Origin of the sequence: Trichocoleus sp. Lan, assembly GCF_039961855.1 — a bacterium.
Taxonomy (GTDB): Bacteria; Cyanobacteriota; Cyanobacteriia; order Cyanobacteriales; family FACHB-T130; genus FACHB-T130.
The window spans coordinates 223,324-248,776 of record NZ_JAMPKA010000002.1 but is presented as its reverse complement, the minus strand read 5'-3'; the positions used below and the strand labels follow the sequence as shown (position 1 = coordinate 248,776).

19 protein-coding genes are annotated in these 25,453 nt (G+C 45.2%); 8 read left to right on the top strand and 11 right to left on the bottom strand.

Translation table 11 applies throughout. The annotated features are described in order from the left end of the window. Window positions 1-173: 173 nt before the first annotated feature. Complete coding sequence (locus NDA03_RS02580; RefSeq protein ID WP_348237200.1) at window positions 174-2,285, top strand: NACHT domain-containing protein; 2,112 nt, start codon at window positions 174-176, stop codon at window positions 2,283-2,285. 261 nt (window positions 2,286-2,546) lie between these two features. Continuing rightward, window positions 2,547-5,312: a protein kinase gene (locus NDA03_RS02575; RefSeq protein WP_348237199.1), complete on the top strand. Its 2,766-nt coding sequence runs from the start codon at window positions 2,547-2,549 to the stop codon at window positions 5,310-5,312. Between the two features lie 106 nt (window positions 5,313-5,418). Here the strand turns inward: NDA03_RS02575 and NDA03_RS02570 are convergent, their stop codons facing one another. From NDA03_RS02570 to pheS, 4 genes are all read right to left on the bottom strand, one after another. Beyond that, on the bottom strand, window positions 5,419-6,873 hold the full coding sequence (locus NDA03_RS02570) for an adenylate/guanylate cyclase domain-containing protein (RefSeq protein WP_348237198.1): 1,455 nt from the start codon (window positions 6,871-6,873) through the stop codon (window positions 5,419-5,421). A 146-nt stretch (window positions 6,874-7,019) separates the two neighbouring features. After that, the gene (locus tag NDA03_RS02565) at window positions 7,020-7,502 is read right to left on the bottom strand and encodes a hypothetical protein (RefSeq protein WP_348237197.1); all 483 of its coding nucleotides are present in this window, start codon (window positions 7,500-7,502) and stop codon (window positions 7,020-7,022) included. 67 nt (window positions 7,503-7,569) lie between these two features. Further along, window positions 7,570-8,619, bottom strand: coding sequence for a molybdopterin-dependent oxidoreductase (locus NDA03_RS02560; protein ID WP_190528671.1), 1,050 nt, complete (start codon window positions 8,617-8,619; stop codon window positions 7,570-7,572). A gap of 376 nt (window positions 8,620-8,995) precedes the next feature. After that, the gene (pheS, locus tag NDA03_RS02555) at window positions 8,996-9,991 is read right to left on the bottom strand and encodes a phenylalanine--tRNA ligase subunit alpha (protein ID WP_190415893.1); all 996 of its coding nucleotides are present in this window, start codon (window positions 9,989-9,991) and stop codon (window positions 8,996-8,998) included. A 152-nt stretch (window positions 9,992-10,143) separates the two neighbouring features. On the opposite strand from pheS, the gene surE reads away from it, so the two are divergent. Then, window positions 10,144-10,944 carry a 5'/3'-nucleotidase SurE gene (gene surE / locus NDA03_RS02550; RefSeq protein WP_190415809.1) on the top strand — a complete coding sequence of 267 codons (801 nt, stop codon included), beginning with the start codon at window positions 10,144-10,146 and terminating at the stop codon, window positions 10,942-10,944. A 163-nt stretch (window positions 10,945-11,107) separates the two neighbouring features. On the opposite strand, the gene NDA03_RS02545 is transcribed toward surE, so the two are convergent. The 3 genes from NDA03_RS02545 to NDA03_RS02535 form a co-directional block, all read right to left on the bottom strand. After that, window positions 11,108-12,013 carry a cistern family PEP-CTERM protein gene (locus NDA03_RS02545; RefSeq protein WP_190528669.1) on the bottom strand — a complete coding sequence of 302 codons (906 nt, stop codon included), beginning with the start codon at window positions 12,011-12,013 and terminating at the stop codon, window positions 11,108-11,110. Between the two features lie 254 nt (window positions 12,014-12,267). Continuing rightward, window positions 12,268-13,956, bottom strand: a complete 1,689-nt coding sequence (gene hflX / locus NDA03_RS02540; protein WP_348237261.1) for a GTPase HflX — start codon at window positions 13,954-13,956, stop codon at window positions 12,268-12,270. Between the two features lie 125 nt (window positions 13,957-14,081). Continuing rightward, entirely contained in the window at window positions 14,082-14,504 is a 423-nt protein-coding gene (locus tag NDA03_RS02535; RefSeq protein ID WP_190528668.1) for a tetratricopeptide repeat protein, read from the bottom strand. Between the two features lie 55 nt (window positions 14,505-14,559). Here NDA03_RS02535 and NDA03_RS02530 point away from each other — a divergent pair, with 55 nt between their 5' ends. After that, on the top strand, window positions 14,560-14,697 hold the full coding sequence (locus NDA03_RS02530) for a hypothetical protein (RefSeq protein WP_348237195.1): 138 nt from the start codon (window positions 14,560-14,562) through the stop codon (window positions 14,695-14,697). A gap of 643 nt (window positions 14,698-15,340) precedes the next feature. Here the strand turns inward: NDA03_RS02530 and cofG are convergent. Further along, the gene (gene cofG, locus NDA03_RS02525) at window positions 15,341-16,318 is read right to left on the bottom strand and encodes a 7,8-didemethyl-8-hydroxy-5-deazariboflavin synthase subunit CofG (protein ID WP_190678629.1); all 978 of its coding nucleotides are present in this window, start codon (window positions 16,316-16,318) and stop codon (window positions 15,341-15,343) included. A gap of 150 nt (window positions 16,319-16,468) precedes the next feature. Between cofG and NDA03_RS02520 the strand changes: the two genes are divergently transcribed. Continuing rightward, window positions 16,469-19,414 carry a glycerol-3-phosphate acyltransferase gene (locus tag NDA03_RS02520; RefSeq protein WP_348237194.1) on the top strand — a complete coding sequence of 982 codons (2,946 nt, stop codon included), beginning with the start codon at window positions 16,469-16,471 and terminating at the stop codon, window positions 19,412-19,414. 153 nt (window positions 19,415-19,567) lie between these two features. Continuing rightward, a complete protein-coding gene (locus tag NDA03_RS02515; RefSeq protein WP_190415816.1) occupies window positions 19,568-19,855 on the top strand; it encodes a Ycf66 family protein in 288 nt (95 codons plus the stop codon). 415 nt (window positions 19,856-20,270) lie between these two features. Here the strand turns inward: NDA03_RS02515 and NDA03_RS02510 are convergent, their stop codons facing one another. Then, window positions 20,271-21,149, bottom strand: coding sequence for a DUF72 domain-containing protein (locus NDA03_RS02510; protein ID WP_348237193.1), 879 nt, complete (start codon window positions 21,147-21,149; stop codon window positions 20,271-20,273). Window positions 21,150-21,224: 75 nt separating this feature from the next. On the opposite strand from NDA03_RS02510, the gene NDA03_RS02505 reads away from it, so the two are divergent. Both NDA03_RS02505 and NDA03_RS02500 read left to right on the top strand, forming a co-directional pair. Next, on the top strand, window positions 21,225-21,737 hold the full coding sequence (locus NDA03_RS02505) for a DUF393 domain-containing protein (RefSeq protein ID WP_348237192.1): 513 nt from the start codon (window positions 21,225-21,227) through the stop codon (window positions 21,735-21,737). A gap of 358 nt (window positions 21,738-22,095) precedes the next feature. Beyond that, complete coding sequence (locus tag NDA03_RS02500) at window positions 22,096-22,227, top strand: hypothetical protein (RefSeq protein WP_348237191.1); 132 nt, start codon at window positions 22,096-22,098, stop codon at window positions 22,225-22,227. Window positions 22,228-22,329: 102 nt separating this feature from the next. Here NDA03_RS02500 and NDA03_RS02495 read toward each other — a convergent pair whose 3' ends face one another. After that, window positions 22,330-22,938, bottom strand: a complete 609-nt coding sequence (locus NDA03_RS02495; protein ID WP_348237190.1) for a Uma2 family endonuclease — start codon at window positions 22,936-22,938, stop codon at window positions 22,330-22,332. A gap of 299 nt (window positions 22,939-23,237) precedes the next feature. After that, window positions 23,238-25,451 (bottom strand): nuclease domain-containing protein, encoded by a 2,214-nt coding sequence (locus tag NDA03_RS02490; RefSeq protein WP_190528645.1) that lies wholly within the window; start codon window positions 25,449-25,451, stop codon window positions 23,238-23,240. Between the last annotated feature and the right edge of the window lie 2 nt (window positions 25,452-25,453).

The following is a 25,453-nucleotide window of genomic DNA, read 5'->3' as shown; positions in this document are numbered from 1 at the left end:
GATTCTCAACAGGTTAGCACGGGGATATCCGTCGATGAAAGATGATCGAACCGCAGAGGACGCAGAGGAGGAGAGGGATAGAATAGCGACGAATTTATTTGTGTGAGTATAGTGCGATTATGCCCAGATTGAGCTTGTGATCGCTTGGCATCTAATCCTGGTTATTTTCAAATATGACAACTCCTGACTTCCTTCGGCTACTGCTTTTATTGCTGCTGGGATTACTTGCCGTTATTGGAGGACTGCTGCCTAGTGCATTTGACAAACAGAATTCTTTACGCGGCAAGTGCTTTATTTTTGGGTTAGGAGTGTTGTGCGGCGTTCTAGCCCTCGTTGGCGGCGGATTTATCACCACATCGCCAGCCGAGCAAAACGCAGACTGGATGAAAAAAGTTTGCTGGACTTTGGGCATTGGCTACGTCTTTGCGGTGCCCACGACGCTGTATTTGCTCAGAAGTAGGCAAGGGAATAACGCTGAAAATTCCAGCAGTACGCCAGAAGCAATTTTATTGAAATGGCGGCAAGATTTACTAGCGATTATGCTAACTGATGTGAAAGTGCGGATGGAAGACTCTCTGCATGATGATCAGTTGATTCCACTACTGATGGAAGACCAACGGGAAGCGGTAGGACGACCTCCAGAAGTACCCGTGAATGCTAAACCGTCTCCTGATTGGTGGGAGATGCTACGGAAATTTACACGAGTAACCGCTGAATCAGAACCGGGCAAAAAAATTATAGATGTCTTTAAGCAAGATGATATTGAAGGCAGATTGCTAATTTTAGGTGCGCCTGGATCTGGCAAAACTACGATGCTGCTGGAACTAGCGCAAGACTTGATTTTAGGTGCCCAACAGCAGCCGGAAAAGCCAATCCCGGTAATCTTTGAACTTTCTAGTTGGAAAGATGATAAGCAACCTATTGCTGACTGGCTGGTAGCTGACTTAAAGTTTCGCAATAATATCCCAGAGGCAATTTCTTGTGAGTGGTTGGAAACAGGTAAATTATTGCCGCTGTTGGATGGTTTGGATGAATTGAAAACTCGTCAGGGAAAGTGTATTGACAGAATTAATAAATTTCTGCAAACCACTTCTCGCCTATCTCAAATTGTCGTCTGCTGCCGTGAGGAAGAGTACAAAGCAGGTGAGGAAATCTTAACGCTACGGGGAGCAGTTTGTCTGAAGCCACTGGAAGAAAAGCAGATTCAAGGCTATCTGCAACGATTAAAATGCGGACACCTCTGGCATGGTATGGAGAATGACCCAGATGGTTTACTGAAGTTGGCAAAAATGCCGCTGTTTTTACATCTCATTCCGGTAGCTTATCCAAATGGTTTGGAAAGCAAAGCTGAACACTTCAATTCTCCGGCTGAACTCGAAACATACCAGGAGATATGCCGCAAAGACTTGTTTGATGCTTATATCAAACGCCGCTTAGAACTGCCTCACGATTGTCAAGGATATGAGCCAAAGGATAGTAAACGCTGGTTGATTTGGCTGGCTATAACTCTAAAAGAGCAGAAGCAGACAGAGTTTTTTATTGAAAAAATGCAGGCATCTTTTTTAGATAGCCCCAAACAAAAATTTGTTTTTGGGCTGATTAGTGGGCTGACTTTTGGGCTGATTATTGGGCTGATTAGTGGGCTGACTAGTGGGCTGATTAGTGGGCTGACTTTTGGGCTGATTATTGGGCTGATTAGTGGGCTGATTATTGGGCTGATTAATAAGAAAATAGAGCTTGCTAACGATTTAACTATTACTTGGGAAAAAGCTCGAAAAGGGCTGATTAGTGGGCTGACTTTTGGGCTGATTATTGGGCTGATTAGTGGGCTGACTTTTGGGCTGACTTTTGGGCTGATTGGGCTGATTATTGGGCTGATCCTTGAGCTGATTAGGAGGCTAACTGGGGAAGAAATAAAAAATCCAAATAAACCTAATCAAGGAATTAAAGATTCAGCCAAAAATACTATAATTATTAGTTGGGTTCTCTTGCCTGCGACAATGTTACTTCACGCAGCACCGTTGGTAGTTAGAGGACAGTTTATTGAGCCTATCAGTATAGTGATTCCTGGACTTGGTTGGGCGCTAATATTTGGCATCAATGCTGCTGGTTTACCTGTCATTCAACACTTCGCCTTGCGCCTAATCTTGTGGAAGAGTGGGGCAATTCCTTGGAACTATGCGCGTTTTCTCAGCTATGCAAATGAGCGTAGGTTGATTAAGCAAGTCGGTGGACGCTATCGCTTCATTCACGACTTGCTAAGAGAACACTTTGCCAAAATGTAACTGTATATAGCAATCTTATTTGAGTGGTGAGATGCCAGCGGTTCAGATCCCCGACTTCTTCGAGAAGTCAGGGATCTCGCCTTCACGAATTATTTAGGATTACTATATGCCTCAGAGTAACAGTAGTTGCAAGAAGTGAGAGCGCAGCTTCGCCTCAAACTCCGTCCTACACATCTTCATATCCTCTTCAACTGAGCGCGATCGCTCCCAGCTATGATGCTTGTATAGAATAACCAGCAACCAGTAACAGCGTAAACTGAGATGACACCGACGCTCTTAAATAACCGCTATCGCATCATTCGGGCGTTGGGAACAGGTGGGTTTGGCGAAACCTTTTTGGCGGAAGACACCCATATGCCTTCTCGTCGTATCTGTGTCATTAAGCAACTGAAACCTGTAGCCAATAACCCCCAAGTTTATCAACTCGTTCAAGAGCGATTTCAGCGAGAGGCAGCTATTTTAGAGCAACTGGGTGAAGGGAACGAACAAATTCCTCGGTTGCACGCTTATTTTGAGGAACAAGGGCAATTTTACTTAGTTCAGGAATGGATTGAAGGTTTCACCCTGAGTCAAAAATTGCAACAACAGGGACTTCTCAGCGAAGATTTAGTCAAGGAAATTCTAGCAAGTCTCTTGCTAGTTTTGGATTATATCCACGCCAAAGGAATTATCCACCGAGATATTAAACCGAGCAATATTATTCTGCGACAACAGGATGACAAACCTGTTTTAATCGATTTTGGCATCGCCAAGGAAATCATCGATAGGGTGGTGGATGCCCAAGGCGACATCAGTCAATCAATTGCTGTCGGGACGCTGGGTTATATGCCCCCAGAACAAGCAGCGGGTAAACCTGTCTACGCAAGCGATATCTATAGTCTAGGGTTGACTGCGATTTATCTACTGACGGGCAAACGTCCTCAAGACTTCCATATCAATCCTCAGACGGGCGAGATGATGTGGGATGCAGACGCCCTAGGATTTAGCCCGAATTTAGTAGAGGTTTTGGATAAGGCAGTGCGATGCCATTCGAGCGATCGCTATCCAGATGCCAAAACCATGCTATCAGCTTTGCAACCTCACGACCAAGCCTTGCCGCACGCCCAAAAGCTTTCCATATCTGATGTAAATACGATTAACTTTGCAGAGATACCAACCTCACCCCTTCCATCTGTTAGACAAGAGAAATTAGAACCTAGAATTCCCCACAGCCGTCAGGAGTATCGCCATCGCCAGATATTGATCAATAAGGTCAAAAATTACTGGATAAAAGGCGTTCTTGAAACTTCCTTACATGGCAAAGCGCTAATAGAACTCGGCTTAGAAAAACGCTTGGATGCAATCGATAGACCTTGGGGGATTGTCTGGGAAACTGCTGACCAACCCAGACAAACTTTATCTAAAAATACTAGAGTCATCGACCTTTTTAATCAGATGGGAGAAGGGCGAACTTTGCTAATTTTAGGCGAACCGGGTGCGGGAAAAACCACAACGCTTCTAGAACTTGCCCGCGATCTCATTGATTTTGCCGAAAAAGATGTCAATCAGCCAATTTCCGTAGTATTTAATCTTTCTGCCTGGACGAATGCCAAAGAAAAAATTGCTGACTGGCTGATTCGGGAACTTAATACTAAATATCAAGTTTCTAAAGAAATTGGCAAGAATTGGATTAAGGAGCAACAACTACTACTGTTACTAGATGGTTTAGATGAAGTCAGCGCCGAACGACGGGAGCATTGTGTTGAAGCAATTAATCAATTTAGCCAGGAATACGGGCAAACTGAAATTGTTGTTTGTAGCCGCCTCAAAGATTATGAATTGTTATCGAACCGTCTCCGATTTCAAGGCGCAGTTTTTATCCAACCGCTCACTTTAGAACAAATTTATCAATATCTAAAAAGTACGGGAACAGAACTAGCAGCACTCAACACCGCACTGCAAGCAGATACGACACTGCAAGAATTAGCCAAATCCCCGCTAATACTCAGTATTATGACCCTCGCTTACCAAGGAATGTCAATTACTGACTTACCCGGTCTAAATTTAGAAGAACGCCGCCAGCATTTATTTGATAAATATATTCAAAGAATGTTTGAGCGCAGAAGTGGGAATACTCAGTATTCAAAAGAACAAGCAATACATTGGCTAAGTTGGCTGGCAAAAAGGTTAGTTGAAAAGTCACAAACGGTATTTTTAATTGAACGGATTCAGCCTAGTTGGTTGCCAACAAACGGGCAAAGAAGAATGTATGCTGTTACTCTGGGTTTGTTGATTGGACTGAGTGCAGCATTGGGGGCTGGTATAATTTCTGGGCACGCGGCGGGGCTGCAAATTGGATTAATTGTTGGACTCATTAGTGGACTATGTGGTTTTCTGGGTGCAGGGTTAATTTTTGGAGTGATTAGTAATCAAATCAACCCAGTCGAAACGCTGAAATGGTCAAGTGCAAAAGCAAAAGATAACCTGAAATCCGGGCTAGTTGTTGGGCTGATTGCTGGGCTAATTTTGGGGTTAAGTAGTGGGCTGGTTTCGGGATTAAGTAGTGGGCTAGGTTCGGGATTAGTGTTTAATCTCCAGTCAGGGTTAACTGATAGTTTGATTTCCGGGCTACGGGGCAGTTTGGGTGCGTGGCTAATTTTTATATTGATGCGTGGGTTGATGGGGCCAGGAATCGAAACCAGTACAGTTCCGAATCAAGGGATTTGGCAGTCAGCAAGAAATGCAACGTTCTTTGCAATTGTAGGAATCCTAGGGTTAGAAATCATTGCTGGAGTGATGGGTATTCCCCTCTTTTGGGGACTAATTATCGGGTTATTTTTTGGAATGTTTGCAGCCGGTGAAGCTTGCGTAAAACACTTCGCTTTACGGGTCATTCTTTACTCCAACGGTTACATACCTTGGAATTACACTCGTTTTCTAGACTGGGCGACTGAGCGCATCTTGTTACAGAAAGTTGGCGGTGGTTATATTTTTGTTCACCGATTGTTGTTAGAGCATTTTACCCAGAAATCTAACACTCTTAAATGATTTGTGAGGACGAGATCCCCGACTTCTTCAAGAAGTCGGGGATCTAAACTGCTGGCAGTTGTTTTTTGTAGAAAATTAAGTGATAAAAGTATTAACTTTTAATGATTTATATCTTGACTTCGTAAATAGCGATCGCTTCGTCTTTTCCCTTCACCTTCACTGACTTATCTACCAATCCCAAGTAGAACGATTCTGGATGGTACAAACTATTCACCACTGACTCTGTTACCAAAATATTACAGTTATATTGCTTCGTTAAACCCTCCAGGCGAGAAGCTAGATTCACTGAATCGCCAACCACTGTAGAGTCAATACGGGAAGTAAATCCCACGGTACCCATCACCACCTCACCGCGATGGATACCAATACCGACAGCGATCGCTGGTAAACCTTTTTGCATCCGCGCCTCATTGAACAGGGAAAGCGTCTGTTGCATCAAAATTGCCGCACGCACCGCGGAATCAGTTCCTTCGTCATCGAACAATGCCATGATTGCATCGCCAATATATTTGTCAATAAAGCCACCACTCTCTTCAATCGGCAATCCCATACATTCCAAAAAATCATTCAAAAACGAAAATGTTTGCTGTGGCGTCATTTGTTCAGCCATTGAGCTGTAACCTCGGATATCGCAAAACAAAATCGTCATTGTTCGCGTCGCTGATACACCCACCTGAATGTTTTCAATTCCCTCTGGTGCAATAACTGCAAGAAATTTGTCCGGTACGAAATGTTCAAACGATTTCAAAGTTTTCTGTAACTTACTAAACGATGTCTGCAATGCGACTGACATCTCGTTAAAAGACTTTGCTAAAGCACCAATTTCATCAGACAAGTTAATTTCCGCACGATGATGCAAATCCCCAGCAGCAATTCTGGCAGCACTTACCTGCAAACGCTGCACTGGATCGCTCAACCGCTTTGCCAAAATATACGCATACACTAAACCAACGAAAAGTCCCACCGTACCCACCAGCAACGCCTGATTTACCGCATAGACAACAGCGCGGTTAATTTGTCGTAGCGACATCCCAATCCGCAACGTGCCGATTTTTTCACCAGATACCATTTGGACATCCGAACTTACCTCTATAATTCGTTCGCCACGCTTCGCGCGTATGCTCTCCAAAAACTTGATATCCCGCAAAGCAAATGTTTCTACAGCAGAAGACTTTTGCGATAAATCTAGGGCGGCATTCGTCACTTTTACTGGCACAATATCTGGAATGTACTGGTTTTGGAAATCGCTAGGAGACGACGCGAGGATCTGATTTTTTTTCCGAACGTCAGAGACGAGAATGTATAGGAAATCCTGATTTTCTTTCATCAGCAAATCCAGATCCACGCGGATTTGACTCCAGTTATCTTCAGAAAGTTCGTTCGCTAAGGCATAAGCTGATAGCTTGACTAAGGACTTTGCTTGACTCTTCTGCTGCTGGCGGTAGAGGTTACTCTCGGTCTCTGCCCAAACCCAAACGATTGAGCCAACTAGCGTGACTATCAACAGCGTTGTCGCAGTCATAATCTGGGTGCGGATTGAGTGGAAAGCAAACACTTTCATGGTGCTTTAGCGCTCGTGATTCTCATTTTTATTACATCCCACTAGCGTCATCTAGCATCCGGTTTAAGTTTTAAAATTGGTAGGTCGGTTTGAGACACTGATATTCTTGGTGTCTGATGACTGTTAATAAGTTATCCTTTCTAGGCTCAAGTAGGTTCGCTCTCTAAGTTAGTCTTCTTTTTGGGTTTATTCAACTCTTTGCACTTAGCTTGAGCCTCGTTATATGCCTCCGAATAGTTTTTCCCACCCATCATCACATTGCCGTAATACTCATGCGGTAAAGCATCATAAACAGGTAGTGCGTCATCTTCTGGATAATCTTCCTGAGCTTCTTCTACCGCTGCAATCAGTTTTTTTATGGTTAAACGTTGTGCCGGAAAGTAGTAGAGTTCTTGAGGATTTCTATTGAAATGTGGCAGAGTTGGATCGACAATACAATTATCCAGCTCCAGCCAACCATGCTCAATTGGTTTGTATGGCTGGTCATCCCAAACTAAAAAACCTTGAACATACATACACCCTTCAGTTAACAAGGCTGCTTTATAGGCATTATCAAAAGGAGTTTTCGCTTTGCTTTTAATGCGTTTAGACAGTTCTGTTGAAAGAGTTCCATCTAATGGTTTGCTCATATAAAATCCTTAAAAACAGTTGATATCTTCTGGAAATTTGGTTGTGATAGTTGTGTATTAATTTCTATCAAAAATTGGACAAAATTTCAACCACGAATGTCACCCATCTCTGTTTGCTCAAAGAGAAAGATTTCTCTTCCCTATCTTGACACTTAGAACCAAAAGCGAGTGTCAATGGGCCACCCATTTTTGCGGGGATAGATTCTTGGTTATCGCCCCATCTAGTTGCCAGCAAAATGTCGCAGTCGCGCAGGTCGGCGGCTGCCAAGCGGACTGGATTAGAGGGGTCACGGGAAATGGGTGCCTTCCCTTGAACCACAATTTCGCCATTAACGGGCAACTGAACACCCGCGAAGGCTAAAACATCGCGCACGCGCACTCCGTGAAGTTTGACTTTGCCAGTAGGCCAGCCCATTCTATACCCAACATTGTCCGAAATTGTGACTTGGGGCAGTTTGTCAAGAGTCGCTAAATCTAGTTCGCGCTTTCCTACACGTAATCTTACGGGTTCAGTACCAATTATCATGTGGCTAACGTAAAATGCCCAAGATAATTCGTTATACTTCTGTTTCAATTCTGGGTATCGTCTATACGGAAATATTAAATAAATTGGGCCGCCTTGAGCGCGAGGAATTGGTTTGCCATTTCTGGCGATCGCTAATGTAATCGGGTAGGCAAGCAAATCCTTGACGGCAATTGTCACTTGGTAGCCATCAAAGCAGACAAAGGTAACATCCCTGACATCGGAGGCGATCGCTAACTGTTTTAAGAGGCTAGAGACACGAATGCCGTGAAAGTCAAAAATCTCTTTTGGGTTGAGTACAAAATTCGGATCTGTGGTTTTTACACGCTCGGTTGCCAATGCTTGTAGCTGTTGCCAATTCAATTGCACAGATTCCCTCTGAGCAATTTGCCCCCCAATCTCTAGATTCCATTCAGTTTCCTGTGACTCTTGGGTATTGGCTTTTACCTTCTGGGCATTGAGAGCGATCGCTTCCGTTCGCCATGTTTCCAGTTGCTTGTCTGTTAGCTGATCTGTACAAGCTCCACAAAAGATACTCGCGATCGCTAGCGGCACTAAAGCCAAATTTTTCCCTAGGTTTGGATTCAACCGCATTTAAAAGAATACTTCTTTCGATACTTGGCTGATTAGCGATCGCTCTTACAAGTGCAGCGACTTAATTCTTTTTAACACAGTTAGATCCCTTCATCCGGGAAAATACTAGGTCGGGAAAATATCTAAAACTTATCCGGGGGTTCTCACTCTTAGTGAAATATATACACTCGGAACCTCACCCCAGCCCCTCGACCTCCACGGAGAGGGGAGAATATTGATAGGAGGGAGTATTGAACCTTAGGATGCGGTATGACCGGAAGCATCACCTCCAACCCCTACCTGCTCTTTAGGGAGGCGAAAAAATAGCACCCCATCACCCAAGGAAATAGCCCCCTCTCCGCCTGCGGAGAAGGGTTGAGAGTGAGGTTCCCTCTACTTAAAACTGCCGCAAAAAGCGCAAATCGCTGCTGTACATCCGGCGCACATCATCAATTTGATGCAGTACCATCGCAAAGCGCTCAGCACCAAAGCCAGCAGCAAAGCCAGTATAAACTTCTGGGTCGTAACCTACTTTCTTGAGAACATTGGGATCGACCATCCCGCAGCCCATCACTTCTAGCCATCTCCCTTGCCACTGCACATCCACTTCCGCAGAAGGCTCAGTGAAGGGGAAATAACTCGTCCGGAAGCGAATTGGCAACTCTGCGCCGAACATCTCCTCCAAAAACACTTTAATCGTGCCCTTGAGGTCAGTGAAAGTCAGTCCTTCATCTACTGCCAAAATTTCGATCTGATGGAAGACTGCCGAATGGGTCGCATCGACGGTATCCCGACGGTAACAGCGTCCGGGTGCAACAATCCGAATCGGCGGCTCATTTTCTTCCATGTAGCGAATCTGCACCGAAGAAGTATGAGTCCGCAGCAGATTACCATCCGGCAGGTAGAAAGTATCCTGCATATCGCGGGCGGGGTGGTCGGCGGGAGTGTTCAGCGCTTCAAAGTTGTAGTAGTCTGTCTCCATCTCCGGCCCGTTGGCGACGGTGTAGCCGAGTCCGACGAAGATATCTACAACCCGGTCGATCGTGCTGTTGAGGGGGTGCTTGCGACCGAGGGGACGATAAACTCCCGGCATCGTGACATCCAGGGTTTCTGACTCCAGCTTTGCCTGGATTTGTGCTTCCTGTAAGTTTGTCCGCTTGCGATCCAAGTCTTGTTGTAGCGCTTCTTTGACTTCATTTGCTAAAGCACCAATGCGGGGGCGATCGCTTGCGTCTAATTTGCCTAAACCCCCTAGTACCTTCGAGAGCTGCCCTTTCTTGCCCAGATAGCCAACCCTGAGTTCCTCTAGGCGTTCCAGGGTATCGGCGGCAGCGATCGCTTGAGTTGCTTCCTGTTTGAGCGCGGCTAATTGAGCCTCAAGCTCGTTGAGCATCGTGGTCATTTTAGAGAGGGTCATTTTTAGTGGCAGTAAGCTTGAGTTTAGCGCGATTTTGACTCATCCATCTGCCACAAGCTGCTACAGACTGCGATGCAAATTCATCCACAATAGAGTGAACTCCTCGATAGCACCCCTTGATTGAATTGATGAAATTGCTAATCAGCAACGATGATGGCATCTTCGCTCTGGGCATTCGCACCCTCGCCAATGCTCTCGCAGAAGCCGGTCACGATGTCACCGTAGTTTGTCCCGACCGAGAACGGTCAGCCACTGGTCACGGTCTTACCCTCCACGACCCCATTCGCGCCGAAGTCGTTGACTCGATTTTTCATCCCACAGTTAAAGCTTGGTCTTGTTCGGGAACCCCCTCCGACTGCGTGAAACTGGCGCTAGGTGCTTTGCTCGATGCCCCTCCGGATTTTGTCCTTTCTGGCATTAACCACGGTTCTAATCTCGGCACCGATATTCTCTACTCCGGCACAGTTTCGGCGGCGATGGAAGGCGTGATTGAAGGAATTCCCAGCATTGCTTTTAGCCTGACCAGTTACACTTTAAGAGAATTTCAACCCGCTGCCCGGTTTGCCACAATTCTGCTTTCTCAGTTATCGAAGCAGCCGCTACCAGAGGCAATGTTGCTCAACGTCAATGTACCGCCTGTGAAGTGGGAAGAGATTGCTGGTGTTGCCCTCACTCGTCAAGGAATTCGTCGCTATTTTGATATCTTTCAAAAGCGAGTAGATCCTCGTGGCAAAACTTATTATTGGTTAGCAGGTGAGGCTTTGGAGGAGGTAGAACAACCAGAAAATCCCCTGTTACCCAGTCATATAGAAACGGATGTTCAGGCGATTCGCAAAAATTACATCACCGTGACACCTTTGCAATACAACCTGACCTATGCCGCGGGGATTAATAGCTTGCAGGAGTGGGGATTAAATTTCCATTTATAGCCATTCTCTATTGAATAGAGTACGGTTTAACCCTATCCCTGCCCTCCCGTAAACACCACTAGGTTCAATATTCTCCCCTCTCCGTGAACGGAGAGGGGTTGGGGTGAGGTTCCGAGTGTATATATGAAGATTAAGGAATCCTCAATCTTCAACAAAAAGCGAATTATGGCTGCACTACATTTTTCCGCTTTAACGCTCTAGCAGCACCAGCAGCAACCAATCCTAAAGCTACTGCTGTACCAGGCTCAGGCACAGGCTTTGGTGGCTTAGGCTTGGGCTTGCCAGCTAGCTCGTAACTTCCATTCTGAGTTTGAAACTTGATGGGAAAAGAATCTAAAGTAGCAGCGTAATTTACGCCGAAATTTCCGGTAATGTTGACCTTAATCGTATCAGACTTACCGCCTGATTGCAGACCATCTTTAACATCGCCACCATTGCAACCATTTGCTGCGTAGATGCAAACATCAATGTCTTTAAAGCCCCCAGGAAACTGCTGATTACTAGAATTATCAGGCGGCTTACCAGACTTACCAGATTTATTGGCCTTAACAGTTTGAACCTCAGCCTTTTGAACCTCAGCATTGTCAAAAATGCTTCCTGGTTTAATCAATGACACAGAAGTTGCATCAGGAGTTACGCTAAACCCAGTACTGAGTATCGCTGCCTGGAAATTAGCAGAGGTTGTATTAGTGATTTTGACTTCCAAAGATAGCAGATTTTGCGTGAAGTCAAGCACCTTAAAGATACCTGTAGCGCTTAAATCTACTGGAGTGCTTTTACCATCCGTGTTTTTAGTACCGCTGGCAAGGAACCAGTCAACTAAAAAGGAATTACCAATGTCATTTTTAGTAATACCAACATCGTACAGTTGTTGACCGGCTGGATTTCCCGCTGTACTATCGGCTCCTGTCTTTGTAGTGATTGTGAAGGCGCTGGCAGGAGAGAAGGTAGAAGATGCGGTGGCAATTCCTGCGGCAACTACAACCGAAGCGAAAATCGAAACAGAACGGCTACCAACAGCAGATAAAACAGGTAATCCGATATTTAGTTTTGAGAGGATTTTTGCCATTATATTGACTTCCTGTATTTTTGCCTGATTTATCTAACTAGCCGTAGACATTTTTATGGTGTGTAAATATATGTGTAAGTGATTTCGGTAGATAGTGTCTAGAGTACGGTAGTGGTTTTTACTGACTCTTTAAGAATATAGGGGCTTGCTTTATCAAAACTTCAAAAAGAAAATATGTAATTCTCCGCTAGAAAACAGAGCTAACGGAGAATTACGTAAGTTTTCACTTTTCGGAGAAGTTATTTTTAAGTGATTTACTCCTGTGCAACTGCATACTGAACCAGTTGACTCATGCGCTGACGCAAGGTTTCTAAGCCAAGGCGCTGACTCGCTGAAATAAACACCGCTTGCGGAAATTCTTCCTGTGCCAGAACCAACGTATCGCCATCAACTTCGTCGATTTTATTAAACACAACCAGCACTGGGCCGGGTGTTATAGGCATTTCCGACAAGATACTCATCACCGAACGAATCTGACTTTGCCACGCCGGATGAGATAAATCCACGACATGAAGCAGCGCGTCAGCTTCCGTCACTTCTTCTAAAGTGGCGCGAAAGGCATCTACCAAAGAAGGCGGCAACTCGTGAATAAATCCCACCGTATCTGTCAGCACAATCTGCTGAGGTTCAGCCGTCACAGCGTCAGGAATCGTTAAGCGTCGCGTGGTGGGGTCGAGAGTCGCAAATAGTTGGTCAGCCGTGTAAACTTCGGCATTCGTCAGTACATTCAATAGGGTTGACTTCCCAGCATTCGTATACCCAACTAAAGCTAGAGAAGGAACTTCCTGATGTTGCCGCGAAAGTCGCAGCCGCGAGCGGTGTGCTTGCAGCTGGTTCACTTCCTGTTGCAGTCGGGCAATGCGGCGCGCGATCGCACGGCGTTCGGTTTCCAATTTTGTTTCCCCTGGCCCTCTAGTGCCAATACCGCCGCCTAGTCGGGACATCGCTTGACCTCGACCTGTCAGGCGGGGCAGCATATATTCCAACTGAGCCAGTTCTACCTGCAACTTACCAGCACCGGATTGGGCGCGTTGGGCAAAGATATCCAAAATCACCTCAGTGCGGTCTACCACTCGGATGCCAGTTTGCACTTCCAGGTTGCGGACTTGTGCGGGTGAAAGGTCGCGGTCAAAGACGATTAGGTTCACTCCGAGAGTCTGGGCGGTGAGGGCAATTTCTTGTACTTTTCCTTCACCCACGACTGTCTGAGGATGGGGACGGGGGCGCTTCTGCTGCATTGTCTCCAATACTTGTCCGCCAGCCGTATCCACTAACCGCGCTAATTCTTGCAATCCGTCTTGGAACTGCTGAGGCGTCCTGTCACCCGTCATCAAACCGACCAGCAGCACCCGGTCGTGGTCGATGTCTACTTGCCGAGCAACAAATTCCCGTTGGAACTCGGCTTCTAGTCCATCGACCAGTTCCAGAAAGTCCTGGTTCGCCAGCACATCTAGGCTCATCGGCGGCGACAAACTCCAGGGAGTTTCGGGGTGAGGAACTAGGTGAGCAATATAAGTTTCTTTAATATAACCTGTAGCTCCACCGCCACGACGCTCAAAACCTGTCCCAGTGAGGGATATCACCACTAGCGCATCCAGACGTTGCATTGCCATTGCAGTTAAGGCAGCTTCATTGGGTGCTTCTGGTTTCAACTGGGTGGCGATGCAGCGAATGCCGCTAAGTCGTTCTGCACCGTAGCGAGGCAATTCTAGAGGGGGAATCTGCGTTTGCCTGGGGGTTCCCACTCCTACCCGAATCACCTGTCCCCGGCGATTGATGTAAGCGCACATTGGCTGGTTAATTTCGGTGCTGATTGCTGCCAGCCTCTGGGCAAATTCTGGCGTAGTCAGACAATCGCCCGGTAGCCGTTGATGATACAGTCGCTGTAGCTGCTTCAGTTGGCTGGACTTAAGACCTTGAAGATTGCCGTAGATAGTCTCGATAGGGGTTTTATGCCAGTAAACTGGCTCCTGAATTCGATAACTCTATTTTACCGACTTCATCCCTGATGAAAAGGAGCGGGCAAAGGGACTCTGGAAAGCGGCAATTACGAATGGACAATTACCCATTACCGATTACCCATTACCCATTTCTGAATAAGTTTTCGCCATAGTGGTGTCTTTGGGTTTCCCAAAGCTTTGTCGTAGCTAGCGTAAGTTTCTTTATACCGTCCCAATCCATGCAGCGCTGCACCTCGGAATGTCCAAGCTTCTTTATCTTCTGGTGCAATTTCTAGCGCCTTGTCGCAGCTAGAGAGCGCTTCTTCATAGCGGTTTAAGTGAATTAGCACAACGCCTCGAAATACCCAAGCAGCGTGGTCTGATGGTGCAAGTTCTACAGTTCGCTCGAAGCAGACCAGTGCTTCTTGATAGCGACCTAAGTTCGCTAGCGCTTCGCCTCGGTTGTACCAGATTTTGTGGTCGCTGGAGTCAACTCCCAGTGCTTGATCGATACTCGCGATCGCTTGCTCGTAGCGCCCTAATCTACGCATAGGTATTTTTACTCTAGAAACTTAGCTTCTGAATGAGTGAATCTATTGTACAAAAATGCGGTTAGTCGTCGAGGGGATGAATGGGAGCGATCGCACTTTGCGGCGAGCGGGAATGCGACGCACAGCGTTTTGCGTTGCACATTACACTTATCTACCTTTCACCAGTGACTCGTTTGCCATTAGCCCAACTTAGAAAATCAAAACTTTTGATGGCACTTTATATGCTTTCTAAGCAACTGAGCTACGCTGCATGACCTCTCTCCAAACCTCTCTCCTACAAGGAGAGAGGCTTTGAAATTTAGCCTTCTTCCCGATTCCGGGAAGTCGGTTGGGGGTTAGGCCTGAGTGTACTTGACTCAAGCGATAAGTGCTATATTTACTGGCTAATTCAACCATTAATTTTGTTATTCAATCTACTGATGGAGCCAAAGAGCTAGCTAATTGAACGAACTAAACGTATTAAAAAAGCTATGATTATGCCTCTGGTTAGAAAGATTATCGAATCATTCGGTTGTTGAAAAGTTTCTGAAGCAACCTTATATCCAATTCCTGCCATTGCTGCTAAAATCAAAAGCCTCCCAAAATCTACTAGTAATTGATTTCGGTTACTATTTATTTTTAGATCATTATAAAAAATAGTTGTATCTACGATTAAAAAGTAAGTGATACTTGAAAAAACTAGTAAGCCGACTAAATACTGCATTAGATTATATATTTTTTAGAATTACCATTGTTTAACGATGTAAAATAATTATCTAAAGATAAATTTTGGATGTTATCCATGCATGGATAGAGTGCGCGATCGCGCTTTAGGGTGAGTGAGGACGCGATCACTTCTATTTAATGCTCTCTTCTAATAACGTAGCACTCCGCCATTGATTGACGGCACTTTGCAACTTATCTGATAACCAATCATCATACTGAGGATAAACTGGCAATCGCGGTACTAATTCCCAACCCGCAGGTTCTAAAATTTCTTTTAATTGATGATATTGAGGATGAGGATAATCGGGATTTACTTCGTCTTTTGGGCCAATTCCGCCTAAATCTCTGGCACCGGCTTCTACGCAAGCGAGTAACCAACTCGAATCTGTAACTAAATTGGGGGGAATTTGGATAGTAATGTCTGGGGGGAGGATTTGACGGGCTTTGGCAATGACTTCTGGTAATTGATGGGGGTCAAAAGGTGGGGCGTCGAAGGTTTGTTGAGTGCCGGGGCTGTGAGGTTGGAGGATGACTTCTTGAATGTGATTGTAGCGTTGATGGAGAAGCGCGATCGCTTCGAGTGTTTCCCACCAATCTTGCTCGGTTTCTCCAATTCCTAAGAGTAATCCGGTTGTAAAGGGAATCCGCAATTCTCCTGCCCACTCTAACTGTTGCAAACGTAATTCTGGGATTTTACTCGGAGCGTGTTTGTGAACGGTTTGCAAGAGCTGCGGTGTTAGCTGTTCTAACATTAGCCCCATCGAAACATTAACCTCCTTCAGCTTTTGCATTTCCTCAAAACTTAATGGCCCTGCATTAGTGTGGGGGAGAAATCCCATTGATAGCGCTAGTTCGCAAAGGTCATAAATCCGCTGGAACCATCCCTGACGGCGTGAGGAATGGGGATGCACTTCACCGCTGAGGATGAGGATTTCGCAGACGTTTTGAGAGGTGAGCGATCGCAAGACTCTCTGGGCATCTGATAGGGTAAGCCAAGGACTTTTACCGGGATCGGTGCGAAAGTTGCAGTAACTACAGCGATTAAAACACTCGTAGGTGGGGACAACTGTGTAAGCGGGGCTGTAGGTGACAATGCGGGAAGATGACATAAATTTAGATTTTTAGCGCAACGGTACGCAAAGGTAAGCGCAAAGGAAAGACGCCATAAATGGGCATTTCGACAACTTTGCGAACTTCTGTTGCTCTTTGCGTTGAGAAACATTACTACAATTCATGTGTTGGTACTGCTACTCCCAGCCATGACTCTGACTCAAGTTTGGGGCGCTCTCCTCATTTTTATTGTCTGTCCTCTCTTGGGCGGATTGCCTCTCATTGCTTGGATTGTTCGCGCCCTGACTGGGCGGCGACTGGCAAGACTTGGCACGGGCAATGTGTCCGTCTCTGCTGCTTTCTACCACGGGGGACGCCTTGCGGGTATTTTGGCGGTGCTGTCGGAAGCTTCTAAGGGGATTGCTGCCGTTTTATTGGCGCGGAGTTTCTTTCCGACGAACCCCGAATGGGAGTTAATCGCGCTGATTGCGCTGGTGCTGGGGCGTTATTGGATGGGTCGGGGTGCTGGCACCACCAATGTTGTTTGGGGTATGGTCGTTCATGCTCCGTTGGTGGCAGTCTTAGTATTTGTAATTGGGGGAGTTAGTTTTACACTGGTGCGGGAGAGGAAGCAAGGGCGCATTTTGGTTTTAATTTTGTTGCCCGTATTCATGGCGCTATTGCCCAATCACTCAACAGCGCAAGTTGTCGCCGCGATCGCTCTCAGTGGGATCGTCGCCTGGATTTATCAGAAAATCCCCGATGATTTAGACCTTCCATCCGAACAAGCGCAAACTGGGAATAAAGCTGTGTTTCGTTTTTTCCGAGGTGATAAAGCGATTGTTTCTCTCGATCAACCGCTAGAAGCCAGCAAGGTTGGACAAAAAGCCGCAACGTTATCTCAGCTCAAACGCTGGGGTTATCCGGTGCCGATGGGCTGGGTGCTGACGCCTGGAGACGATCCAGGGGTGATGATTGAGTTTCTCCAAGTTTCCGAACAACAACCCCTCGCGGTGCGTTCTTCTGCGGTTGGGGAAGATTCGGAACAGTCTTCGGCGGCGGGACAATACGCAACGATTTTGAATGTTACAAGTGCAGAAGCGTTGGAGGAGGCGATTACTCGCGTTCTTGCTTCTTACGATAACCCGGCGGCAAAAACTTATCGGCGCGATCGCAATTTGCCAGAAGCTTCAATGTCGGTGTTGATTCAAACACAAGTCCGGGGCGTCTTTTCTGGCGTTGCTTTTAGCCGAGATCCGATTGCCCAGCAAGGTAATGCAGTCGTGATTGAGGCATTACCGGGAGACGCGGTGCGGATTGTATCCGGACAAGTGACGCCAGAGCAATATCGGGTGTTTGTGGACGATCTCCAGGCGCAGGATGTCGCGTCTTTACCCGTGGAAGGCAGCGGCGATGTCCCTCCGGCGTTGATTCAGCAAGTCGCTTACTTAGCGCGGCAGTTGGAAAGTCAGTATCACGGCATTCCCCAAGATGTTGAATGGAGCTACGATGGGCAAACCCTGTGGTTGTTGCAATCGCGGACAATCACTACTCTGCAACCTATCTGGACGCGCAAGATTGCCGCTGAGGTGATTCCGGGGTTAATTCGTCCGCTGACGTGGTCAATTAATCGTCCTCTGACTTGCGGTGTTTGGGGAGAGATTTTTACTTTAGTTTTGGGCAAAGAAGCTGTTGGGTTAGATTTTAATGGAACGGCAACGCTGCACGCTTCTCGCGCCTACTTTAATGCAACCTTGTTGGGACAAATTTTCCGCCGGATGGGTTTACCGCCGGAAAGTTTAGAGTTTTTAACCAGAGGTGCTAAGTTCTCAAAACCCCCTCTAGCTTCTACGCTACGAAATGTGCCGGGGTTACTGCGATTATTGGGGCGCGAGTTGAGCTTAGAAAAGGATTTTGCGCGGGATGATCGGCGTTTATTTACCCCTATTTTGGAACGGCGATCTGCTTATTTAGATGCGGGACTGGATGCTTCCACTCAAAAGTCAGATGCGATCAATCACGTCTCTACCAGTCAACCTGCGGCGCTACTGGAACGGATAGATGCTTTGCTAGAAGTGCTGAAACGGGCAACATACTACAGTATTCTCGCTCCGTTGAGTTTTGCGTTGCGACAAGCGCTGTTGAAAGCCAAGGATTCACAATTAGATAACAGCCAAACTCCGGAAGTTGCTTCATTGCGATCGCTCGAAGATATCGCACTAGATGCTCGGAAGTTACTTCCTCATTCGCTACTATCACCTGAGAATTCATCCTCTTTATTTACCATGCTGGCTGAAATGCCAGATGGGCAAAGTATTCTAGAACAGTTCGAGCGATGGCTTGACCGTTATGGATACTTGAGCGATGTAGCAACCGATATCGCGGTTCCCACTTGGAAGGAAGATCCTCATGCGGTTCGGGAATTGCTGACGCAGTTTTTTGGGGAAATAGAACACTCCAAGCGCAGAGAACACAAAGAAAATTGGGGATGGAAAGTTGAGTTGGTGCAGCGACGGCTCAATTTGAAGGGTAAGGTTACAGATATCTATAGTCGCTTATTGGCAGAAGTGCGTTGGAATTTTGTAGCGTTAGAAAAGCTTTGGTTGAACTCAGGTTTACTATCTCAGTCAGGAGATATTTTCTTCTTAGAATTTCATGAAATTAGGCAAATCATTCAACAATCCGACCAACAATTAATCGACCGAGTACCGCAGTTGGTGAAACAAAGGCGATCGCAACTGGAACAAGATAGTCAAATGGCAAGTGTGTCGCCTTTAGTCTACGGCAATGCGCCGCCCTCTACTTATTTCGATACTGCCAACCGGCAACTAAGTCAAAAGCGATTACGAGGCATTGGTGCCAGTCTAGGGCAAGTAGAAGGGAAAGTAAAAGTTCTTCGCAATCTACAAGCAATTCCAGATATTGACCGCGACACGATTTTAGTCGTGCCTTACACTGATTCTGGGTGGGCGGCGCTGCTGTCTCGCGTGGGTGGGTTAATTGCAGAAGTCGGAGGGCGTCTTTCTCACGGTGCGATTGTTGCCCGCGAGTATGGCATCCCAGCAGTGATGGATATCCACAACGCCACTCAGTTATTACAAGATGGTCAGCGAGTGCGAATTGATGGTCAGCAGGGAACGGTGGAAATTTTGTGAGGTATAAGAACAATAGTCGTGAAAATTTATTGATGACAAAAATATAGCAATTCTAAATCATTTCTAAACTCTCTCTTTTTTTCTTTCCTTCGCGCTCTTTGCGTCTTCGCGGTTCGTTAGAAAAGTTTTAATCGCAAATCAAATAGGACTATTATGGTTAACTTCGGTATCAACTCAGCCAGCATTCTTGGGATTGTACTGACACTGTTTGGCTTATTCCTTATATCTTTAGGAATATTGCTTCGCAGACCTTTTCGAGTTGAAAATCTAATTCAAGATAGTGTTCTGGCTTCAGTTTATTTACTGTGCGGGTTGATTCTGTTTTTTCAGGGATGGCGACTCGATCCAATTTTACAGTTTGGTCAAATTCTACTAACCGTTTCCAGTATGTATTTGATTGCCAAAGATATATTCCGCCGTTCTTTAACTTCTAGAGGGTAAATTCATCTTTTATGAACAATCGCGCTAAATTCACTCTAGCCATCGTCTTGGGTTTTTCGGTTTCTGGCATCCAAACACTGTGCTTAGACCAACACCGCTTTGCTAGCGCTCAAGCAAATGCAACAAACTGTCCTTCTTTTGCCGGAAAATGGTTAGTTAGGGTTAAAAACTCTAATCGAACTGTTCTGCAACGAATAACTAGAGAATACCCAAGTATCCAAGTTCGCTCTTGTTACTGGAGAGACACAAATAATCGAGTCGATGGCATCCAAGTTGGCCCATTTCCGACTCCGCAATCAGCAGGGTTATTTTACCAGAAGGTCACTGCTTCTAGGGTTCGTTCGACAGATGTAACCATTGTTCCTCCTAAACAAGTTCCAATCGTTAGACCTAGGAATCGGTAGATATAATTCTTTCAAAACAGACTTAACTGTGTAGGCGGCACTTCAATCCCATTCCAGGGAAGGGTTGGAACGGGTGCGTTATGTTGTTCTAGCAACTGCTGAAAGTGACGGGCATTTCCAGGCGATCGCTCTTCTAAAGGACAATGGACAAAGAAGTAAATCTTTGTCCCCTGACGCAACCACCCATCTAGCAAACTCACCCACTCTTCCATAAAAGGCTGATTCACTGACAGCTCTGGATGGCTGATAAACCGGATTAAGCTAAAGGAAGCAGTGACAATCGGTTGCACAGGCACGTTGGGTTTTCGCGGTTCTGGATGCTCTTGAGGCTTTGCCGATGCCATGTAAACCGGGCGAGTATCCAGCAGGACCCGTCCCACACCCAACTGCTGTAAAAGCGCCGTCAGATGGCTGCTGTGGGGTTCTTTGAACCAGTCGGAATGACGAACTTCTAGCGCTAAAGGCGCTTCATTGCGAGGCCATGCTTCCAAAAAAGCGGTTAAGTCATCCAAATATGCCGGGGGATAGTTAGGCGGTAATTGGGCAAAAATGGGGCCAAGGCGACTCTCCTCAGGAGACGCTGCATTAACGCCTAAACCTTGCATCTGTTCTAAAAACTTTAATGCCTCTGGAATCGACGGTTGTAGCAAGCCATTGTGTGTCACATTCCGAGGCAGCTTCAGGCAAAATTTAAACCCTGGTGGTGTTTCTTGTGCCCAACGTGCTACGGTATCGGCGTCGGGTACAGCATAGAAAGTCGTATTGCCTTCAACGGCAGTGAAACGCTGACTGTATAAGCGCAGAAAATCTTTAGAACGGCTTCCAGGCGGAAAAAGGTCGCCTATCCAGCCTTTATAACCCCAAACTGCACATCCTAGAAGAAAGCTCATATCTTTAAGTTTCTTTACAATATTAAGGTGTGCTTGTTCTCCTCATGTGAGGAATCCGTTAATTGAGAACCACCTATGTCATCTTCTAAGACTCCGTTCCCCGAATCGCTTGAAGCCTCTACTTCACCTCAGTCTTCTTCCCCATCATGGCAAATAGAGTTGCTGTATGACGGTGAATGTCCCTTGTGCGTGCGAGAAGTCAATTTTTTGAGGAGACGGGATGCGGGTCGAGGTTTGGTGGCGTTTGTGGACATCGCAGGCGATCGCTATACCCCAGAAGCGCATGGCGGTGTTGACTTTGAAACGGCGATGGGGCGAATTCATGCCGTGCTTCCTGATGGCACAGTTGTCAAGAATGTGGAAGTCTTCCGCCGCGTCTATGAAATCTTGGGGATGGGGTGGATCTATGCCGCTACCAAATTGCCGATTATCGGTTCTATCGTGGATAGGCTGTATGAAATTTGGGCTGATTGGCGACTCGCCCTCACTGGACGACCCGATTTGGCGACAATTGTAAGCAATCGCCAGAAGCGCATTGAGTGCGAAACGCAGGGGCGCTGTCGGCTAAATGATGATAATCAACCTTAGTCAATCAGAATAACCCAACTAAAGGAAGTTAACTGCACAAATAGGTCAAGCTAACCTAAAACTAGACTACTCTCGCTAGTAGAGAAAAAAATGCAAGACTCAGCATATACTCTCTTCATTATCTTTGGTTGTATTTGGATACTCATGGGAGTCGCAGCAGTGATTGCACTCCTCAAATCCGAGAACCAAGAGCTTCGGTTTGGCAAATGGGGACTAATCGTGGCTCTCCCAATCGTTATCCCGTTTGTCCTGGCTCTGCTCTATCAAGTAGCAAGACCATTTATTCTAAAATACCTTTTTTGAAAATTTGGGCTAAATCCTAACATCAATACTTTTGTTAATCGTTAAGCCCTATCTAATGGCTTGTCAATACATCCAGCAATTACAGCAGCAGATTGAGGCGTGGCAAGCGATGCGGTCAAAGTTGGGAGGGAATGAGCGATCGCTAACAATCGCATTGAGGGCGAGACGCAGGGGCACTATTGACTAAATGATAAGGAAGATCGACCTCAATTAAAATAAGACTACTGGATCAAAATCTGAATTAGAATAAAAAGCTTTTTAGGATAATCAAGATTGACTGCCTGAATCCTTACCCAGCATTAAAAAATTGCTTTGCAGTCACATTGAGTTCTGGAAACACCACCGACTCAACCCTTTCATTCTCTCGAAACAGCTTAATTTGATACTCACCATCTACTAACTGATAAATCGATAAAGTAGGCTGTTTAGGTGAACCAATATAACGGCTACCACCTAAACCCAAATAATCTACAATCCAATATTCACCAATGCCTAAGGCTTCATAGTCAATCATTTTGTGGGCATAATCATCGCGCCAATTTGTGCTGACAACTTCAACAACTAATTTTACAGAATCTCCCCTAGTAATAACTGACTCTTTTTCCCAGCGAGGCTCATTGGCTTCTACGAGTTGCTTATCTAATACAACCACATCTGGATCGTAGCCAAAGTTATCGCTAAATTTAATTGTACATTCCTTGGGAATAAAGTAAGAAAGTTGTAATCGCCTGATTTCTAAACCAAATTCGAGCGACTGAAAACCTGCGATCGCTGAATGTTTACCCGTTGGATTTGGCATTTCAACAATCACTCCGTTATGTAATTCATAGCGTCCGTTTTCGGGTTTCCATTCTAGAAACTCATCAAAATTTATTAACTTGGATATCGCTTGAGTCATGGTGAAGTCTCCAATACTCTACATTACCTTGATAGGATTCGATTCAATGCCTATACCTCGATACTAAGGGGAGCCGAAGCTCTTGCTCGCACTACTCAAATCGATAATCAAGAACTTCAATTTGGCAAATGGGGACTGATCGTGACTCTCCCGCTCGTTATCCCGTTCATCCTGGCTCTGCTCTATCAAGTAGCAAGCCATTTATTTTGAAATAGCTTTTTTGAAAATTTGGGATAAATTATAATATCAATCTTTTCTTAACTGAGAAAGTTGGGAAGGAATGAACAAGTGATCGCATTTTAAAACCCTATGTCCATAGGTTCTTCGTTACACATAATCGGTAATTCTTCTGAATCTACTGAAAGCTTACCACCGCAGACAGGACAATCATATAGCCATTTACCAGAATTGGGATTAGATTGTTTGTGAAAACTATCTTTGAATTTAAGAAGGCGATGATGGTTTCCTTGGCAGTGAGATACAACCCAAAAATCAGCACATTGTTTACAAGAACAGTAGAGTGCAGTTCTTCCCACATTGGGGTTGCCAGCTAAGACAGACTGAATAAGTTTTTTTTCTTCTATTCTCTTAGGTAGCCAGCTAGTCCGAACTTCAGTTCCATACTCAAGCTTATGTCCACAGGCAATGCAGACTGTTTTTAGGGAAGCGTGATATTGCAGTAAAAGCCGAATGATCTTTTTGATCTGCTTTTCTGTATCTCTTTTTGGTCTTAATGCAATTGCGCCATACTTATGACCACTATAACCAACTTTATCAGAATCAGAGCGATGCTCGCTTTTAGTAATTAAAGGATAACTTTTATAGTTTTGTCCATCTTTACCTCGTATCTCTCCTAGAGGATCTATGTCAAGATTGAGCTTTTTTTGAAGCGTCTGACTGAAAGGAACTTCCCCCCAATAATCAATTGATTCATCTGTTTGTAAAATAAAGCTAGCCGCCGAATTAAGAAGATGAAGATATTTGTCTCTTGCTACTCCAAGTACATCTCCAACGAAAGTTTCATAACCTTGGTGTTTATAGTTTTTATATTTAGCATCAAAGCAATATTGCTTAGGTTCTTCATCACCTATAGCTATCTCCATTCTTATATCTGGTTTTTTATCACGAAACGAAGTATCATACCAAAAATCAATTGTGAAACTCTGGCTATTATCAATATTCCCTTGAAGCTGAAACCTCTTATTAGTAGGAAGTTTAAGACCTTCGGGAGTGTTCTCTAACACTTCAAAAATAAAAGCCTCATTACCAGGAGGCTTCATGTTGGCATATAAAATAAATGCACTATATAACCTAACGAAGCACCAAAGCTCATATATTTCCCAAGTGGTACGGACTTGATCTTCATAAATGCACTTAAATAAATACAAAACTTTCTGAATTGGCTGAAGAACATTTCCTTTACAGTTAGAAAATTTAGTAAAGATAGAACCGTAAGCAGATGAGCCGCTTAAACGCAAAGACGGTGAGGGTAGTTCGCTGGGAGTATTAACTGTTTTTAGGAACGCCGAATCTCGTACTTGAGTTGCCCAGGTAGCACAATCCCGAAGCTGTGATATTTTGTCTTGAATGTGCTGCCTCCCTTCTTTCCTCTGCTTATTGAAGCATTGAGCTTTATTTTTAGACTGTTCTTTAAATTCCCTGAATTCTCTATCTCCTCTAGACTTCGGATTTGATTGAACAATTAGAGAATCATCAATAGTTTCTATATCTAATGATTCAAGGCTATCAGCTAGCCCATTGGCTAACTCTTTGAGATAAATATCTAGAACATAACAAATAAATTCATTTTCAGGGCATTGGGTAGATTCAACACGAGCAAATCCAAGTATTTTTTGCTTGGCTGGCTCCACTTTAGCTTTAATCAGAGATTGTGGAGAAAAGCTCGCCCTGTTTATACTAACTGGCTCTACTTGAGTAACGAAACTTTTTAAAGGGCGTTTTTTCAATACATTCCAATTATTTTTAACCACTTCTGCTAACTCCAATAAAGAAGTTGCAGTAGTTAATAAACCTTCGCCCGGATACCATTGCAGTCCAATACCTTCTATTCTGCAAGCTTCACCCTGACCTCCTTCAATCGATCTATATACACAACTTGCGGTAGAAAGTGCCAGTTGACCAATTTCTTTGATCATCTGGTCTAATTCTTGCTCAGTAACGTTGCTAGGAAATACTAAAAGTGTCGCTTCACAAAGAACACTATCTGTCTGGTCAAGTAGTAAGGCTGTTATGTACCCAGCACCCGTAACATTTTTCCTCTCCTCGAATGACATTTTTCGGGGTAATTCCCACTTATTACTGCTTCCAGCAACCTTATCCAGAAGAAACGGAGGAAACGGTTGACTTCGAGCCAGTACGACTCTGCCCTGATCTGCTCCCTGTACCCGAACACACCAGCGTTCATCGTATTGCCTTATATGCTGGATTCCATCTTCATTTTTCTCAAGTTCCCTTCCTTTACTGTCAATAAAGCAAAGTCTTGAAGAATTCATAG